Annotated in this window: 19 protein-coding genes; 5 read left to right on the forward strand and 14 right to left on the reverse strand. The window is 72.1% G+C overall.

Going from position 1 to position 13,994, the window contains the following annotated elements:
* Window positions 1-70: 70 nt before the first annotated feature.
* Genes ACGRHY_RS15000 through ACGRHY_RS15010 form a run of 3 tightly spaced genes read left to right on the forward strand, consistent with a single transcriptional unit; the run spans window position 71 to window position 3,726 of the window.
* Window positions 71-577 (forward strand): PadR family transcriptional regulator, encoded by a 507-nt coding sequence (locus tag ACGRHY_RS15000; RefSeq protein ID WP_394635843.1) that lies wholly within the window; start codon window positions 71-73, stop codon window positions 575-577.
* Entirely contained in the window at window positions 574-1,374 is an 801-nt protein-coding gene (locus ACGRHY_RS15005) for an ABC transporter ATP-binding protein (RefSeq protein WP_394635844.1), read from the forward strand. Before ACGRHY_RS15000 ends, ACGRHY_RS15005 begins: the two co-directional genes overlap by 4 nt.
* A gap of 6 nt (window positions 1,375-1,380) precedes the next feature.
* Window positions 1,381-3,726, forward strand: a complete 2,346-nt coding sequence (locus tag ACGRHY_RS15010; RefSeq protein WP_394635845.1) for an ABC transporter permease — start codon at window positions 1,381-1,383, stop codon at window positions 3,724-3,726.
* 109 nt (window positions 3,727-3,835) lie between these two features.
* Here the strand turns inward: ACGRHY_RS15010 and ACGRHY_RS15015 are convergent, their stop codons facing one another.
* From ACGRHY_RS15015 to ACGRHY_RS15025, 3 genes are all read right to left on the reverse strand, one after another.
* The gene (locus ACGRHY_RS15015) at window positions 3,836-4,519 is read right to left on the reverse strand and encodes a S1 family peptidase (RefSeq protein ID WP_394635846.1); all 684 of its coding nucleotides are present in this window, start codon (window positions 4,517-4,519) and stop codon (window positions 3,836-3,838) included.
* 172 nt (window positions 4,520-4,691) lie between these two features.
* Window positions 4,692-5,057: a hypothetical protein gene (locus ACGRHY_RS15020; protein ID WP_394635847.1), complete on the reverse strand. Its 366-nt coding sequence runs from the start codon at window positions 5,055-5,057 to the stop codon at window positions 4,692-4,694.
* Window positions 5,054-5,317 carry a hypothetical protein gene (locus ACGRHY_RS15025; RefSeq protein WP_394635848.1) on the reverse strand — a complete coding sequence of 88 codons (264 nt, stop codon included), beginning with the start codon at window positions 5,315-5,317 and terminating at the stop codon, window positions 5,054-5,056. The genes ACGRHY_RS15020 and ACGRHY_RS15025 overlap by 4 nt, the downstream gene beginning before the upstream one ends.
* Before the next feature lie 174 nt (window positions 5,318-5,491).
* Between ACGRHY_RS15025 and ACGRHY_RS15030 the strand changes: the two genes are divergently transcribed.
* Window positions 5,492-6,322: a DUF5753 domain-containing protein gene (locus ACGRHY_RS15030; protein ID WP_394635849.1), complete on the forward strand. Its 831-nt coding sequence runs from the start codon at window positions 5,492-5,494 to the stop codon at window positions 6,320-6,322.
* Between the two features lie 18 nt (window positions 6,323-6,340).
* On the forward strand, window positions 6,341-6,535 hold the full coding sequence (locus ACGRHY_RS15035) for a DUF397 domain-containing protein (protein ID WP_394638059.1): 195 nt from the start codon (window positions 6,341-6,343) through the stop codon (window positions 6,533-6,535).
* Between the two features lie 78 nt (window positions 6,536-6,613).
* On the opposite strand, the gene ACGRHY_RS15040 is transcribed toward ACGRHY_RS15035, so the two are convergent.
* The 11 genes from ACGRHY_RS15040 to ACGRHY_RS15090 form a co-directional block, all read right to left on the reverse strand.
* Window positions 6,614-6,868, reverse strand: coding sequence for a Txe/YoeB family addiction module toxin (locus ACGRHY_RS15040; protein WP_394635850.1), 255 nt, complete (start codon window positions 6,866-6,868; stop codon window positions 6,614-6,616).
* Entirely contained in the window at window positions 6,865-7,125 is a 261-nt protein-coding gene (locus tag ACGRHY_RS15045) for a type II toxin-antitoxin system Phd/YefM family antitoxin (protein WP_394635851.1), read from the reverse strand. The genes ACGRHY_RS15040 and ACGRHY_RS15045 overlap by 4 nt, the downstream gene beginning before the upstream one ends.
* Before the next feature lie 368 nt (window positions 7,126-7,493).
* Window positions 7,494-7,844, reverse strand: a complete 351-nt coding sequence (locus ACGRHY_RS15050; protein WP_394635852.1) for a hypothetical protein — start codon at window positions 7,842-7,844, stop codon at window positions 7,494-7,496.
* Window positions 7,845-7,864: 20 nt separating this feature from the next.
* Window positions 7,865-8,086, reverse strand: a complete 222-nt coding sequence (locus ACGRHY_RS15055; RefSeq protein ID WP_394635853.1) for a hypothetical protein — start codon at window positions 8,084-8,086, stop codon at window positions 7,865-7,867.
* A gap of 85 nt (window positions 8,087-8,171) precedes the next feature.
* On the reverse strand, window positions 8,172-9,143 hold the full coding sequence (gene ygfZ, locus ACGRHY_RS15060; protein ID WP_394635854.1) for a CAF17-like 4Fe-4S cluster assembly/insertion protein YgfZ: 972 nt from the start codon (window positions 9,141-9,143) through the stop codon (window positions 8,172-8,174).
* Window positions 9,144-9,152: 9 nt separating this feature from the next.
* Window positions 9,153-9,641, reverse strand: a complete 489-nt coding sequence (locus ACGRHY_RS15065; RefSeq protein ID WP_394635855.1) for a Fur family transcriptional regulator — start codon at window positions 9,639-9,641, stop codon at window positions 9,153-9,155.
* Window positions 9,642-10,021: 380 nt separating this feature from the next.
* Window positions 10,022-10,672 (reverse strand): N-6 DNA methylase, encoded by a 651-nt coding sequence (locus ACGRHY_RS15070; RefSeq protein ID WP_394635856.1) that lies wholly within the window; start codon window positions 10,670-10,672, stop codon window positions 10,022-10,024.
* Between the two features lie 30 nt (window positions 10,673-10,702).
* A complete protein-coding gene (locus tag ACGRHY_RS15075) occupies window positions 10,703-10,963 on the reverse strand; it encodes a helix-turn-helix transcriptional regulator (RefSeq protein WP_394635857.1) in 261 nt (86 codons plus the stop codon).
* 16 nt (window positions 10,964-10,979) lie between these two features.
* Window positions 10,980-11,624, reverse strand: a complete 645-nt coding sequence (locus ACGRHY_RS15080) for a hypothetical protein (protein WP_394635858.1) — start codon at window positions 11,622-11,624, stop codon at window positions 10,980-10,982.
* 524 nt (window positions 11,625-12,148) lie between these two features.
* Window positions 12,149-12,718 carry a heme-binding beta-barrel domain-containing protein gene (locus ACGRHY_RS15085; RefSeq protein ID WP_394635859.1) on the reverse strand — a complete coding sequence of 190 codons (570 nt, stop codon included), beginning with the start codon at window positions 12,716-12,718 and terminating at the stop codon, window positions 12,149-12,151.
* A gap of 366 nt (window positions 12,719-13,084) precedes the next feature.
* Window positions 13,085-13,924 (reverse strand): hypothetical protein, encoded by an 840-nt coding sequence (locus ACGRHY_RS15090; protein WP_394635860.1) that lies wholly within the window; start codon window positions 13,922-13,924, stop codon window positions 13,085-13,087.
* Window positions 13,925-13,994: the final 70 nt, after the last annotated feature.

A 13,994-nucleotide genomic window follows, 5' to 3' on the forward strand; every position in this document is an offset into this window, starting at 1 on the left:
GCCGCCGCCGCCCGGAGGGGCCGCCGGCCAGGCACCGGCCCGGCACGGGACGGGGAGGAGGGGTGCGCGCGTGCGTCTGCCGCTCCTGGCCCTCCTCGCGGCCGGTCCCGCCCACGGATACGAGCTCAAACAGGCCCTTGAGAAGCTGCTGGGCGCCGCGTACCCTCAGCCGAACGTCGGGCAGGTCTACGTCACGCTGGGCAGGCTGGAGAAGTCGGGTCTGATCGAGGGCGAGGACGTCGCCCAGTCCACCCGGCCCAACAAGCGGATCTACCGGCTCACCGACGCGGGACGCGAGGCGGTGCGGGCGTGGTTCGAGGAGCCGACCGACGAACCACGGGTGCGCGACGAGTTCTTCATGAAGCTCGCGATCGCCCCGCAGACCGGTCTGGCCGACCAGATCGCGCTGATCAACAAGCAGCGCCGTCAGTACCTCAACACCATGCGCGAGCTGTCCCGGCTCGCGGCGGCCGAGGACCGGGACAACCGGGTGGCGCAACTGCTGATCGAGGGCGCGATGCTGCACCTCCAGGCCGACCTCGACTGGCTGGAACGCTGTCAGGAGGAGTTGGAATGAGCCGTTCCCAGACGCCGGCCGGCACCGGCCCCGCCGCCCCGGCGGAAGCGCCCCCTCTCGTACGGGCCGAGGGCCTGGCCAAGACCCACCACGGCGAGGGCGCCCCCGCCAGGGCGGTACGGGGAGTGGACCTGACCGTCTCGCGCGGCGAGTTCGTCGCCGTCACCGGCCCCTCCGGCGCGGGCAAGTCCACCCTGCTCCACCTGCTCGGCGGACTCCAGAAGCCGGACGCCGGCAGCATCTGGTTCGACGGCACCTGCCTGGACTCCTACGGCGAGTCCCGGTGGGCGGTGCTGCGCCGCCGCCGCATCGGCATCGTCTTCCAGTTCTTCAACCTCGTCTCCAACCTCACCGTCGCCGACAACGTCGAACTGCCCGCCCTGCTGGCCGGGAGCAGCCCGAAGGGGGCCCGCGCCGACCGCGCCGAACTCCTGGCCGAACTGGGCCTGGAGGGCAAGGAGCGCAGCATGCCCGGCGAGCTTTCCGGCGGCGAGCAGCAGCGCGTCGCCCTGGCCCGCGCCCTGGTCAACCACCCCGATCTGCTGCTGGCCGACGAGCCCGCCGGCAGCCTCGACAGCCGGGGTACCCGCGAGGTGCTGCGCCTGCTCTCCCGCTTCCACGGGCGCGGCCAGACCATCGTGCTGGTCACCCACGACGCCCGCATGGCCAGCGCCGCCGACCGCGTGATCAGCTTCTTCGACGGCCGAATAGCCGACGACGCCGCCCTGGACGCGGACGGCCCGGGCCCGCGGCGGCGCGGCAAGGGCGTGGCCGGCGTACTGGAACTGAAGGACTGAGACGACGTGCGCGCCACCCTGCGCTGGGCCCACGCCGACCTGCGGGCGCACCGCGGCGAGGCGCTGTTCACCGTCCTGGCCACGGCCGGGATCGTCGCCTCCCTGCTGCTCGCCGGCGCGCTGTTCTCCTACACGGCCGATCCCTGGCAGCGGGTCTTCACCCAGTCCGAGGGCGCGCACGTGTGGATCCACACCCGCGACGGCGCCGAGCCGGAGCAACTGCGCGACCTGGAGGGCGTCGCGGGCCTGTCCGGCCCCTTCCGCACCGCCCGCACCACCGTGGAGCTGGGCGGCGCGCGGGCGAGCGCGGAACTGCGCGCCACCGGACCCGAGCCGCCCGAGGTGGGACACCCGCTGGTCACCGCCGGCCGCTGGCCGGCGGCCGGCGCCGTCGACGAGATCGTCCTGGAGGGCTCCCTCGCCCGCGCCCTGTGGGCCGAACCCGGCGACACCCTCACCGCACGAGGGGCGCGCGGCACCGAGCACACGCTGCGCGTCACGGGCGTCGCCGACACCGCCGAGCCCCGCTACGCCCCCGGCGACACCCCCGGCGTCGGCTGGCTGCCCAGGAAGGCGCTGGAGGCGATCCAGCCCGATCCCGAACGCACCGGGCAGACCGTCGGACTGCGCCTGGAGGACCCCGGCGACACCGACTTCATGGTCCAGCGCGCCGTCACCGCCCTCGGCGCCGACCAGGTCTCGCAGGTCACCCGCTGGCAGCAGGCCCGCGCCGACGCCGAGGGCGAGGGACGGCTGCTCGGCCTGCTCCTGGCCCTCTTCGGACTCGGCGCGCTGCTCGCCGCCGCGCTGGCGGTCGCCGGGGCGATCAGCACCCGCGTCCACGGCCATCTGCGCGACATCTCCGTGCTGAAGGCCATCGGCTTCACCCCCGCCCAGGTCGTCCGCGTCTTCCTCGTCCAGCACCTGGGCTTCGCCCTCCTCGGCGTCACCTGCGGGGCGGCCGTCACCGAACTGCTGGGCGCGCGCATCCCCGGCCGCATCGGCGAGGCGGTGGACGTGTGGCGGCAACTGCCCGGCCACACCTGGACGGTGCTGGCCACCACCGCCGCCTCCGTCCTCTTCATCGCCACCGCCACCTCGCTGGCCGCCTGGCGCGCCGGCCGGGTGCCGCCCGTGCCGGTGGCGCGTACGGCGGTGCCACGCGGACTGGGCCCGCTGACCCTGCCGGAGCGGCGCGCCCTGGGCCGGGACGCGCCGCCCGCCCTCGTCCTCGGCTGGCGCGGCGCGTTCCCCGGCCGGGCCCGCTCCCTGGCCGCCGTCGGGCGCCTGGCCGTGCCGCTGGCGATGATCACCGCCGCGCTGGGCGCCTGGGCCACCGTGGACCGCTTCCACGAACACCCGGAGGAGATAGGCCTGCCCGCCGCCCTCACCGTGCGCGACGGCTCCCCGGACGGCTCCGGCCCCTCCGAGGCGGACCGCCGCGCCCGCACCGAGCGGCTGCTGGCCGCGCACCCCGACGTCACCGCCGTCCACCCCGGCACGGAGGTCGAGGCCCTCGTCCCCGGCCAGACGGCGACCATCACCCTGCGCGGCCTGGGCACCGACGCCGACCCCTACCCGTTCGCCCTCGCCGAGGGCCGCCTCCCCGGCGGCCCGGACGAGGCCGTCGCCGGGCAGGGGCTGCTCGACCTGCTGGACGTGCGCGTCGGCGACTGGGTGCGGATGACCGTCCAGGGCCGCCCGCAGATCCTCCACATCACCGGCCGCTCCATCGAACCCGAGGACGGTGGCCGGGTGATCTCCACCTCCCTGGACAACCTCGACCTGGGCGACGGCCCGGGCACGACCGCGCCCGACGTCCACCACCTCGTCCTGCGCGACGGCGCCGACGCAGGGGAGGTCGGCGCCGGCCTGGCCGCCTCCTCCGGCGGGCGGCTGGAGGTCCGCGAGCCGGCCAACCCGGCCGACGAGCTGGCCGGAGTGCGCGGCGTCATCGCCGGACTGATCGCCGTCCTCGCGCTGATAGGCCTCACCGAACTGTCCACCGTCCTCGGCGCCCGCGTCCGTGAGCGGGGGCGTGATCTGCTCGCACTGAAGGCGATCGGCCTGACCCCGCGCCAGATAGCGGGCGTGATCACCGTCTCCACCGCCTTCACCGCCCTGGCCGCCGCCCTGGCCGGCACCGCGCTGGGGACCGCCGCCGGAAGGTGGCTGATCGACGCGCAGGGCCGCTCCAGCGGCATCGGCGCGGGCATAGCCCAGTCCCCGCCCCCCGGTGTCCTGCTGCTGGTGGCCGCCGCGGCCGTGGTGGGCGCGGTCGCGGTCTCGGCCGTCCCCGCCGCCCGCGCCTCCCGCCGCCGTATCGCCGACACGCTCAGCGAGACCCTCTGACCGCAGGGACAGGACCGCCCGGAACCGGAAACGGGCCCTCCCCGCTCCGCCGAGGCGGAACGGGGAGGACCCGGAGGAAGAGACCGCTGTCAGAACGGACCGCGCGGGATCAGACGCCCGCGATCGACTGGATCCAGGAGCGGTAGGCCGTCACGTTGGTGTAAGCCGTGGTGGTCTGCCGGTCGCTGGTGGACGCGACGCCGACCTGGACGCCGTTGGCCATCATCGGGCCGCCGGAGTCGCCGCCCGCGGTGATGCCGTCGCCGCGGCGGGCGCAGATCGCCGAACCGTAGTAGGCGTCATAGCAGCCGCCGGTCACGATCACGTTCGCGACCTTCAGGTACCGCGACTGACAGGTGGCCTCGGAGCCGCACCGGGAGGTGGCGCCCCAGCCGTAGACCTGCACGGTCTGGTTGACCCACACCGAACCCGGCTGCCCCAGGCGGGCATAGGTCGCCGAGACCGAGCGGTCCAGGCGGACCAGCGACAGGTCCGAGGAGGAGTGGTTGTAGATCTGGGTGCCGTTGGCGACGGTGCCGCCGCTGTGCTGGTCGAGGCTGCCGATGCGGAACGACAGCCCGCCGCCGCCGACGCAGTGCCTGGCGGTGAGGATCCAGGTCGGCGCGATGATCGTCGCGGAGCACGTCTCACGGCCGTTGGAGAACAGCCGGGCGGCCCAGGGCGCGTTCTGCGCGTACCCGCCGCCGATGATCGGCTGCGGGCCGCCGCTGCCGGGCGCGTCCTTGGCGGACGCGGCCGGGGCCAGCACGAAGAGGGAGAGAACGGCGGCCATGGCCGCGATCAGAGCGGGAACGAGCCTGGTTATTCGCAAGGGGTGCCTCGCTTCCGGATACACGCGGTGGTTCGCGTGTCGCCTGTGGGGGAGGCACCAGGATTCCCGGAAGCGGTGCGGGCTGGGTACTACCACTTGGCCATAGCACGGTGTTATGGCCCCCTGAAGCCGGTCAGAGGTAGATCTGCCGCCCGCAGTCGCGGTAGCGGACCTTGCCGCCGAGCCTCCCGATCCGCCGGTGCCCGCACGCAACGGTCCCCGTCGCGCCGTCCGTTCTGTCCGGCGGCTCGTCCCGGCCGTGGGACCGGAGGCGCACCATGTGGTCCAGTTCCGCGATGCAAGGGCCGCACGCGTACACGTCGCCGACCGCGCCGGGGGCGCGCACCGAACCGATCCACAGCACCCGTACGCCCTCGCGGCGGCGGTACAGCCAACACCCGACCTTGATCCAGCCGTTGGCGTCGTCGGTGTGCGCCGGCAGCGGCCACCCGTCACGCCACGGGCACTCGACGGCCGGAGAGAACGGGAGTGCCGTCACACCGCACCCCGTTCGGTGTTCTGCCCGGCGCCCCTCTCGGCGCCCCGCTCGACGACGGTCGCCAACTCCCGTGCCACCGGCGCGGAGCACTCGCCGAGGACCACCATCGCGTAACCGGCCGCCCCGTCCGCGCGCACGGGGGTGCGGACGTCCACGGCCGGGAACCGGATCCCCGCCCGCCGCAGCGCCTCGGCGAGCGCGTCACGGGCCGCCTCTGCCTCCCCGATCCGTTGCTCTCCAACCTGACCTGAGTCCTTCATCACCATATGGTGTGATCCATCCGCCATATCCCTGTGCGAGAAGCGACAGCGCGACTACCTTCGGTCGCGTTCGCTTTACGAGCATGAACCGGAGTGGAGCGCGAACACCTGTGGCCGGGAAGCCTTTCCCGGCCGTCCGGCGCCGCTTCCACACATTCCACGGAGGGGGACGGAATGCCGCCGAGAAGAGTGGTCACGGGCCGCGGTCAGGAGCCGCGCCGGCGGTTCGCCGAGGAGTTGCGCACCCTGCGCACCGAACGCGGCGACAGCCTGCGGAAGCTGGGCGACGCGCTGGGCCGGGACTGGTCGCTGTTCGGCAAGGTGGAGAGCGGCCACACCATCGGCGGCCCGGACATCGCCCAGGCCCTCGACCAGCACTACGGCACCCCGGGCCTGCTGCTGGCCCTGTGGGAGCTGGCGGCCGGGGACACCACCCAGTTCCGCGAGAGGTACCGCCGTTTCATGGCACTCGAGGGCGAGGCGGTGAGCATCCAGAAGTACTCACCCGGTGTCGTGCCGGGGCTGCTCCAGACCGAGGCGTACGCCCGTGAGCTGTTGACGCTGGGTGGCCTGCGTCCAGGTGACGAACTGGAGCAACAGGTGAAGGCGCGCATGAGCCGCAGAGATGTCCTGACGGGCGATGCCGCGCCTCAGCTCAGGGCGATTCTCGACGAGGCCGTTCTACGCCGCCCGTTGCCGGACGCCACGGTACGGCGCGAGCAGTTGAAGTATCTGGTCGATACGGCAGAACTGTGGAACGTGACACTGCAAGTGCTTCCATTTCGCGCCGGATTGCGCGAACTGAGCCACACGGACACGACGTTCCTGCGACTTCTGGACGGCAGGACCGTCGCCTGGGTGGAAACCGCCTACAGCGGGGAGTTGATCGAGGAAGCGGCCCGGGTCGAAGAACTCCAGGTCGGCCACGATCGGCTGCGCGACCACGCCCTGTCCCCGCGTGACTCGGCGGAGTTCCTACTCCGACTTCTGGAGGAGCTTTCATGACCGCCCCCCCCGCACGAGATAACCGTCGCACGGTGGCGCAAGTCCAGCCACAGCAACCAGGACGGAGGCGCCTGCGTCGAGGTGGCCGACAACCTCCCCGGCACCGTCCCCGTGCGCGACAGCAAGACTCCGCACGGCCCGGCCCTCGCCTTCGGCCCGGACGCCTGGGCGTCGTTCCTCACCGCGGTCAAGGGCGACCGGCTCACCGGCTGAGCCGGATCGGCAGGCACTGCCGGCGGGGGCGACCATCGATGCCCCACACGCTGAACCGCCCGGCCTTCACGCCCGAACTCAATAGTGGTAGCGGGCCTGGACCACGATCAGTTCACCGTCTCTGACCCGGTAGACGAGCCGGTGTTCCTCATCGATCCTCCGCGACCAGTAACCGCTGAGGTCCCCCTTGAGCGGTTCCGGTTTACCGATGCCTCCGAAGGGGTCTCGCTTGCTCTCCTCGATGAGCCGGTTGACGCGTCTGGTCATACGGCGATCCGTCTCGGACCAGTGGATGTAGTCGGCCCATCCGTGCTCGGTGAATACGATCTTCACTCGGCGTCTTCGACCTCGATCAGCTCACGGTGCGAGACCTGGCCTTCCTCGGCCTCCGCGATCGACTCGGCCAGACGGCGGGCGTTCGCGGGTGAGCGCAGGAGGTAGATCGTCTCCTGCCAGGAGGTGAAGTCCTCCTCCGACAGCAGTACGGCGTTCCCGTTGCGGGATGTGATGTGCACGGGAGCGCGATCGTTGTTGACCTGCTCGATCAGCGGAAACAAGTTCCTGCGAGCCTCGCTGGCGGTGATGGACACGGTCACCCCTCCCTTCGAGTGGTACAAAAAACGGTACCACTCGCTGTCGTGTGGGGCCAGCCACGCCTCCCATGAGTCGCCGGAGGCGCTCCTTTCACGTTACGGCGGTGGTGGCCGCGGTGGGCGCGGGAATGCCGGCGGGCGGGGGAGCGGTCGGCCTGGTGGCCCGGCCGCCGTGCGTCCGGCCAGGAGCGGTGCGCGCCGTGGCCGCCTGCGGGTTCGGCTGGATCGTGCTCAGCCCGGCCGCCCTGGTGTTCGGCCTGTTGGACCTCACCGCGGAGGGGAGGGCGTGGACCGTAGTGCAGACGGTCCCGGTGGGCGTCTTCGCCGTGCTCCAGGCGTGCACCAGGCCAGGGCAACGGCCGCCGTCAGCGGCGGGGGGATCCCCGCCTGACCTGACGGGAGCGGTCGCGCCGGCGGCGAGAGGAGTTCGACTGCCGCTTCCTGCCGCCGCCGTCCCGGGCCGGCCCCTCGTCCTTGGCGGTGTCGGCGGCGTCGAACGGCGGCTCCCCGGTCTCCCCGGTCTCCCCGGCGTCGTCGTAGCCCGGAATGTCTCCGAAGTCCGGTGCCTGGAAGGGGTTCCGGGCCGGAGGCCGGGTCGCCGCCCTGGGGGTCCGGGGCGCCTGGTCGGGTGCGGAGAACAGTTCGGTGGTGTCGATGGGGAGATCTGCCTCTCGGGGCGGGAACGTGGTGTGGGGGGAGACGGCCGGCCGCCGCACGGCGGCCGTGCGCGGCGGCCTCAGAGAGCGTTCAGCTTGTGGTAGGGGCTGAGGATCCGCACCTGCTTGGATCCGAAGTCGACGAGTACCGCGACGCCCTCCTCGACGGAGACGATCCGGCCGAGGCCGTAGGTGTCGTGGGTGACCCGCTCCCCCTCGGCGAAGTGCTTGTCGGGCGGTGCGACAGGGGCTTTGAAGGGGCTGGTGGGCAGGTGACGCCGGGCTACGGCCGATTTTGTCATTAACGCCAGTATGCACCCGGCGGTCCGGCTCGCGCCCCTGCGTGCCGCTTCCACTTCCCGGGCCGCGCCGCCCGCCGGGGCAGGTTTACGGCTCGACGACGGTCTCCTGGGCCGCCGCGGTGTCGCCCGCGAGCAGCTCCGCGTCCACCGGGACGTTCCGTTTCACCAGGGCCAGGGCGATCGGGCCCAGTTCGTGATGGCGGGCCGAGGTGGTGACGAAGCCGAGCTGACGGCCCTCTTCGCCGTCCTTCGCCAGTCGCACGGGTGTGCCGTGGCCGGGCAGGTGCACCTCGCTGCCGTCCAGGTGGAGGAAGACCAGCCGGCGCGGCGGCTTCCCCAGGTTGTGGACGCGCGCCACGGTCTCCTGGCCCCGGTAGCAGCCCTTCTGCAGGTGGACGGCCGTGCCGATCCAGCCCAGCTCGTGCGGGATGGTGCGGTGGTCGGTCTCCATCCCCAGCCGGGGCCGGTGCGCCTCGACGCGCAGCGCCTCCAGCGCCAGCACGCCGGCCACCGGGCCGTGGGAGGCGGCGTAGGACTCCAGCTCGCCGCGCGGCAGGAACAGGTCCCGCCCGTACGCCGTCTCGCGGACGGCCACGCCCTCGGGCACCTCGGCGATGGAGCCCGCCGGGAGGTGCACGACGGCGTACTCCGCCGTGGCGTCGGAGACCTCGGCCCGGTAGAAGAACTTCATGCTCTCCAGGTAGGCGATCAGCGCCTCCCGGGTGCCCGGCTCCACGTGCATCCAGACCGTGGCGCCGTCGTCCACCAGATAGAGCGCGTGCTCGATGTGGCCGTTGGCGGAGAGGATCAGCGCCTCGGTGGCGCGGTCGGGCTCCAGGTCGCTGACGTGCTGGGTGATCAGCAGGTGGAGCCAGCTCAGCCGGTCCTCGCCGGTGACGGTGACCACGCCGCGGTGCGAGAGGTCCACCACTCCGCCGCCGTCGGCGAGCGTGCGCTGCTCGCGGAAGAGGTCGCCGTAGTGCGCGGCGACGCCTTCGTCCGGCGCCTCGGCGGGGACGGCGCCGGGCAGCGACAGCAGGGGGCTCTTGTACGACATGCGGCCAGCCTACGACCCGGAGCCGTCCGCGCTCTCGTCCGCGCCCCCTTCGGCGTCCCCCTTCGCGTCACCTTCAGCGGCCCGCTCGGCGCAGTCGCGGCAGCGGCCGAAGATCGCGAAGTGCTTCATGTCGGTGTCGAAACCGAACTTCTCCCGCAGCCTGTCGGTGAAGTCGGCGGCGAGCGCGATGTCGGCCTCGATCACCGTGGTGCAGTCCCGGCACACCAGGTGCATGTGGTCGTGCCGGTCCGCCAGGTGGTACGTGGGAGCGCCGTGGCCCAGATGGGCGTGGCTGACCAGCCCCAGCTCCTCCAGCAGCTCCAGCGTGCGGTAGACGGTGGAGATGTTCACGCCCCCCGCCGTGCGCCGCACCTCGGCGAGGATGTCGTCCGGAGTCGAGTGCTCCAGCCTGTCCACGGCTTCCAGCACGAGCTGGCGCTGCGGCGTCAGCCGGTATCCGCGTCTGCGTAGGTCGCTCTGCCAGTCGGTGCTCACCACAGTGGCCAGTGTAGGAGGGATCCCGGGCATAGCGGCCGGATCGCGCTATCGAGCGCCGAGGAGCCCGCTGAACAGCCAGCCTGCCTGCTGCTCGGATACCAGGGCGATACGCCCTACGGCACCCGAACGGGCGAGGAGAACGTCTCCGGGCCTGAGACGGTGGTGGGAGGACCGGATGGGAACGGCTTTCTCCGGGATCCTGCCGACACTGTCCGGAGTGATCCGCCGGCCGCTGATATCCCGGGGCCTGACAAGGGGAACGCCCTCACCGTCGTGCCGACCGGTGCGCAGGGTGGCCCAGGACGGCCCGCCCTGGAGTTCGCATACCTCCGCGAGACGCACCTCGCGCCATCCTGGCGGCGGTGGACCGGCCGGTCGGCTCATGCGTTGTGCCTCCGCAGTATCGATTCGACAGCCGCGTCGATCCTCGCCGCTTCCTCGTGCAGCCTGGCGAGTTCGTCGCGCAGACCGCCGATACGGGCGCGGTGGTCGGGCGCGCTCCCCTCCACAGGAGCGGGGGACACGTACAGGGAGGGAGCGAGGGCGTAGCCGTTACCGCGTATCTCGCCGATGCTCGCCGACCTGCTGAACTCGGCCCTTCCCCGGTACGCCGTACCCGTCGCCCGGGCGTCCCGCCAGGCGTGGTGCTCCCGGGCGACGGCGGCGACCTCGTGGTCCGGCAGGTGCCGGACGCTGCGCGAGAGCATCTCCCCCAGAGCGTGGGCGTCGATCAGGCGGACCGCATCCGCCAGGGCCTGTTCCCTGCCCTGCCGGGACTGCACGGTGGAAGGAGAGAGCCCGGTCGGAAGACCGCCCGCGATCACCTGCCGGAGGTCGGCGGTTTCCGGACCGCGCGCCGTGCGGTCGGCGAGCTTCCTCAGTGAGCTCCACACCTGGGGTCGGAAACCGCACAGGCAGATCAGAGCCAGCAGCATCTCGGCGCGATCGGGCAGGGGCACACTCCCGCGTGGCAGGAGGGCGTCGTCGCTCGCGAGCCGCTCGACGGCGCGCAGCAGTGGTGCGGCGTCCACAGCATTCGAGGGCGCGACGGTGGTCGCCCTCTAGCCGGAACGGAAACGATCTCCGTGTGTCGTACCGGCAGGCTCGTCATCCCCGCGTGCGTTCACCGGGATGACGCGGCGGTCCAGCCAGTCCGCGACCTCCGCCGCGCGGAAGAGTTCCGTTCCGCCCTCCCCGGCCGGAACGGGTCCGGGAAACGTGTCGGGGTGACGCCGCTCCCAGTTGCTGACAGCGGGGCGGCGCACTCCGGCGAGCCGGGCGATCTCGGCCCGTGGGACGAGCCTGCCGTTGAGGTCTTCCACGGGCGCCTCCTTCCGGTCAGAAGCGTGAATCCGGCCCGTTGCGGCGGGCGAGTACGGAGGGGAATCGGTCGAGTGCCTGGATCTCCTTCACGAGCTCAGGACTCATGTACCCCAGCAGACGGTAGATCTTGGCGCGATCGGCGGCCGGGTCGCGGTGGTGGACGGGCTCGTGGTGCATGACCCGGTTCCGGAGCAGCACCAGCGACCAGAGACTGTCGCAGAGGACCCCACGCCTGCCGGAATGGTGCGGGAAGGCACGGGGCAGGATGGGCACCCACAGGCAGCGGTCGTGGCCACGGCTGAGAAGAGAGGCCCAGAAGCCGAAGGACAGTTCGGCGACCACGCTGTCCGCGGGCACGGACCGCAGGCCGCGCTCCTCGCACTTGTGCCGTGCTCGGGCGACCAGACGCCGGCCGTTTCCGTTGAGGGGGAAGGCGTCCCACCGGTCCTCCCCGTACCGCTGCCCGATCCGGTCGTGCAGGGCGTTGCGCAGAGTCACCTCAAGGCAGTGCAGAGGGCCGTAGAGAGCGGCGGATGCCTCCGCGTTCCACCAGTAGAGCCGTGTTGCCGCGGTGGCGTCTCCTCCGGTCGCCCGCGGGTAGCGGTTCAGACGGGGCTCGGAGAAGGCGCGCGGCATCCAGTCGGGCAGTTCCTCGGCCATGGTGCTCCCCCCGGAGGCGAGGGCCGCATCTCGCAGCCCGGTGCGTTATCGGATGGTCGTGGTAGTGAAATCCCTTGGTCAGCATCTGCAAGCAAGCCGCCAGGGGCACGGCTTTCGGAACCCCCGGTCACTGCTGATGACCGGGGGTTCCGCTGTTTTCCGGGCTCTCTCCGGACATGTACGCGGAACCGCTCCGCCGCGAGGCGGCGAATCGAGGCGTTGGAGAAGAAGTCAGCGACAGAGCGGGGGGATGTCGAAGAGCACTTCCATGCTCTTTATTTTGTTAAGCCTCTGTGGGTTGCATGGAGGGCGTGGCTCTTCGCTCATTCCGCGACTCAGCGGACCCGTTGTTGCTGGAAAAGGGCGAAAGTGTCGCATTCGAGAATGAGAAACCCTCGTGGTGGTCGGTGACGGACCACCACGAGGGTGTGAAGCCATAAAAACCGTTAACCCCTGTGGGGTCGGGCTCGCGCTCCGGAGCGGCGGCCCCGGCGCGTTCCGGGCCTGCCGGAGAAGCGGCCGGCCTACTTGAAGAAGGCGATCCCGTCGTCCGGGAGGTCCTTGAGGTCCTTGGCCCACTCGCTGGGGTCGACGACCTTCCTCAGGTGCGCCGACATGTACGGGCGCAGCGGGCGCTCGGGGTCCGGGGTGGCCAGCTCGCCGACCCACATCAGGTCGCCCTTGACGTAGCCGTACAGCCGCTTGCCGCCGGAGTACTCGCCGGCCGAGGACAGCCGGGCGAAGGCGTCCGTGACCAGGTCGATCTGCGGCTTCTGCTCGGCCATCTCGCCGTGCCAGACCTCGACGATGCCCCGGTCGCGGGCCATGACGGCCTCGACCCGGCGCTCCGCGTCGATCTTCCAGTAGCCGCTCTCGCTCTCCAGTGGGCGGACCTTCTCGCCCTTGTCGCCCAGCTCCCAGGTATGCGAGACGTACTCCAGGAAGTCCCGGCCGTCGTGGGAGAAGGTGACCTCCTGGCCGAAGTTGCACTGCTCGCGGTCCGGGAGGTCCGCGACGCCCGCGCCCGCCCAGTCGCCCAGGAGGAACGCGAGGGGGACGAGGTCCGGGTGGAGGTCGGACGGAATCTCGATCATGGGGTGCTCAGACGATCTGTCGAGGGCGTGTGGTCGGTGGTCCGCGGCCCGGAATGTCCGCGGCCCGGGTTACGGGACGGGGCACGGGCCGGGCTTCGGGTCAGCGCTGGCCCTGGTAGAGCTTCTTCACGGTCAGGCCCATGAACGCCAGGACGCCGACACAGACCAGGACCAGCAGGGCGGTGAAGAATGCCTCAAGCACGGGAGCGCTCCTCGGGGGCTCGGCACGGACGTACGGGCCGGCGGGCGGCCCGCCGACGAGTCTAGTCGGCCCGTGGCGGGGCGGTGCTGTGAGGTGCGCCGCCCCGCCACGGGCCGGTCACGGCGGGCTCCGGGAACCCATCCCAGGGGCCGGGCCCGGCAGGCTCAGCCCAGGAGCTGGGCCTGGAGGATCACCGTCTGCCGGAACGGCACCGCGGGAGCCGTACCCTTCCGGGTCTGGACGATCAGGGCCACGGTGTCGCCGGCGAGCAGGTACGCCTGGCGGGTGTGGGTCTCGCCGCGGGGCTTCGGCTCGTCGTACACCTCGATCTCGACGTTCTCCGGGGCGGCCTTCGACGGCCAGCTCTCGTCCAGCTCCGAACCCGGCGCCGTCTCCAGCGTCAGCCCCGGGGCCAGGCCCCCGTACACCGCATCGGTGTGGAAGTCGTCCGCGACGGCGCCGCTGTTGAACCGCAGCAGGTGGACGCTGGTGCGGGTGCCGTCCGGCATGACCCAGCCGCGGGCGGCGATGTGCCGCACGGCGTCGTCCGCCAGCCGCTGCCGCAGCTCCTCGTGCTCGCCCTTCGCGTAGAGGCCGGTGTAGTCCTCGACCGTGACCCAGTCGCCCTTCGCCGGGGGGAGTCCGCCGTCCTTCCCGGCCCTCTCGTCCTCCTCGGCCCCCTCGGGCAGGGGGATCAGCAGTTCGCGCGGGTCGGCGTGGTGGATCTCTCCCTCGTTGCCCTGCGCGAACGGGCGCGGGGAGCCGGAGGGGAGGGCGGGCAGGGTGAGCCGCGGGTACTTCCAGCGCCCGTCGCTCTCGGTGGCCAGGCCCGGCACCTCGTGGCGTTCCAGCCGCGTGATGCCGTAGGCGGTGCCCGCGCAGAACACGCCGAAGACCGTCACGGCGGCCGTCCAGCGGCCGACGGCGGCCGTCCAGCGGCCGACGGCCCGCAGGACGCGGGCCGACGGGCGGCGGCGCCTCGGCGGAGCGGGGGGAACGGGCACGGCCGGAACGGGGGCGGGGGGAGCGGACGGCTGGGGAGGTACGGCGGCCGCCTGCGGGGCTCCCACCAAG

It is taken from the genome of Streptomyces shinuiensis, assembly GCF_043660855.1.
GTDB lineage: Bacteria > Actinomycetota > Actinomycetes > Streptomycetales > Streptomycetaceae > Streptomyces.

What these genes read in the sequence shown, in the direction of transcription:
- ACGRHY_RS15005 (WP_394635844.1), top strand. Translation starts at nt 574, where the DNA reads ATGAGCCGTTCCCAGACGCCGGCCGGCACCGGCCCCGCCGCCCCGGCG.
- ACGRHY_RS15025 (WP_394635848.1), bottom strand. Translation starts at nt 5,317, where the DNA reads ATGAAGGACTCAGGTCAGGTTGGAGAGCAACGGATCGGGGAGGCAGAG.
- ACGRHY_RS15080 (WP_394635858.1), bottom strand. Translation starts at nt 11,624, where the DNA reads ATGGCCGAGGAACTGCCCGACTGGATGCCGCGCGCCTTCTCCGAGCCC.
- ACGRHY_RS15030 (WP_394635849.1), top strand. Translation starts at nt 5,492, where the DNA reads ATGCCGCCGAGAAGAGTGGTCACGGGCCGCGGTCAGGAGCCGCGCCGG.
- ACGRHY_RS15015 (WP_394635846.1), bottom strand. Translation starts at nt 4,519, where the DNA reads ATGGCCGCCGTTCTCTCCCTCTTCGTGCTGGCCCCGGCCGCGTCCGCC.
- ACGRHY_RS15085 (WP_394635859.1), bottom strand. Translation starts at nt 12,718, where the DNA reads ATGATCGAGATTCCGTCCGACCTCCACCCGGACCTCGTCCCCCTCGCG.
- ACGRHY_RS15055 (WP_394635853.1), bottom strand. Translation starts at nt 8,086, where the DNA reads ATGACAAAATCGGCCGTAGCCCGGCGTCACCTGCCCACCAGCCCCTTC.
- ygfZ (WP_394635854.1), bottom strand. Translation starts at nt 9,143, where the DNA reads ATGTCGTACAAGAGCCCCCTGCTGTCGCTGCCCGGCGCCGTCCCCGCC.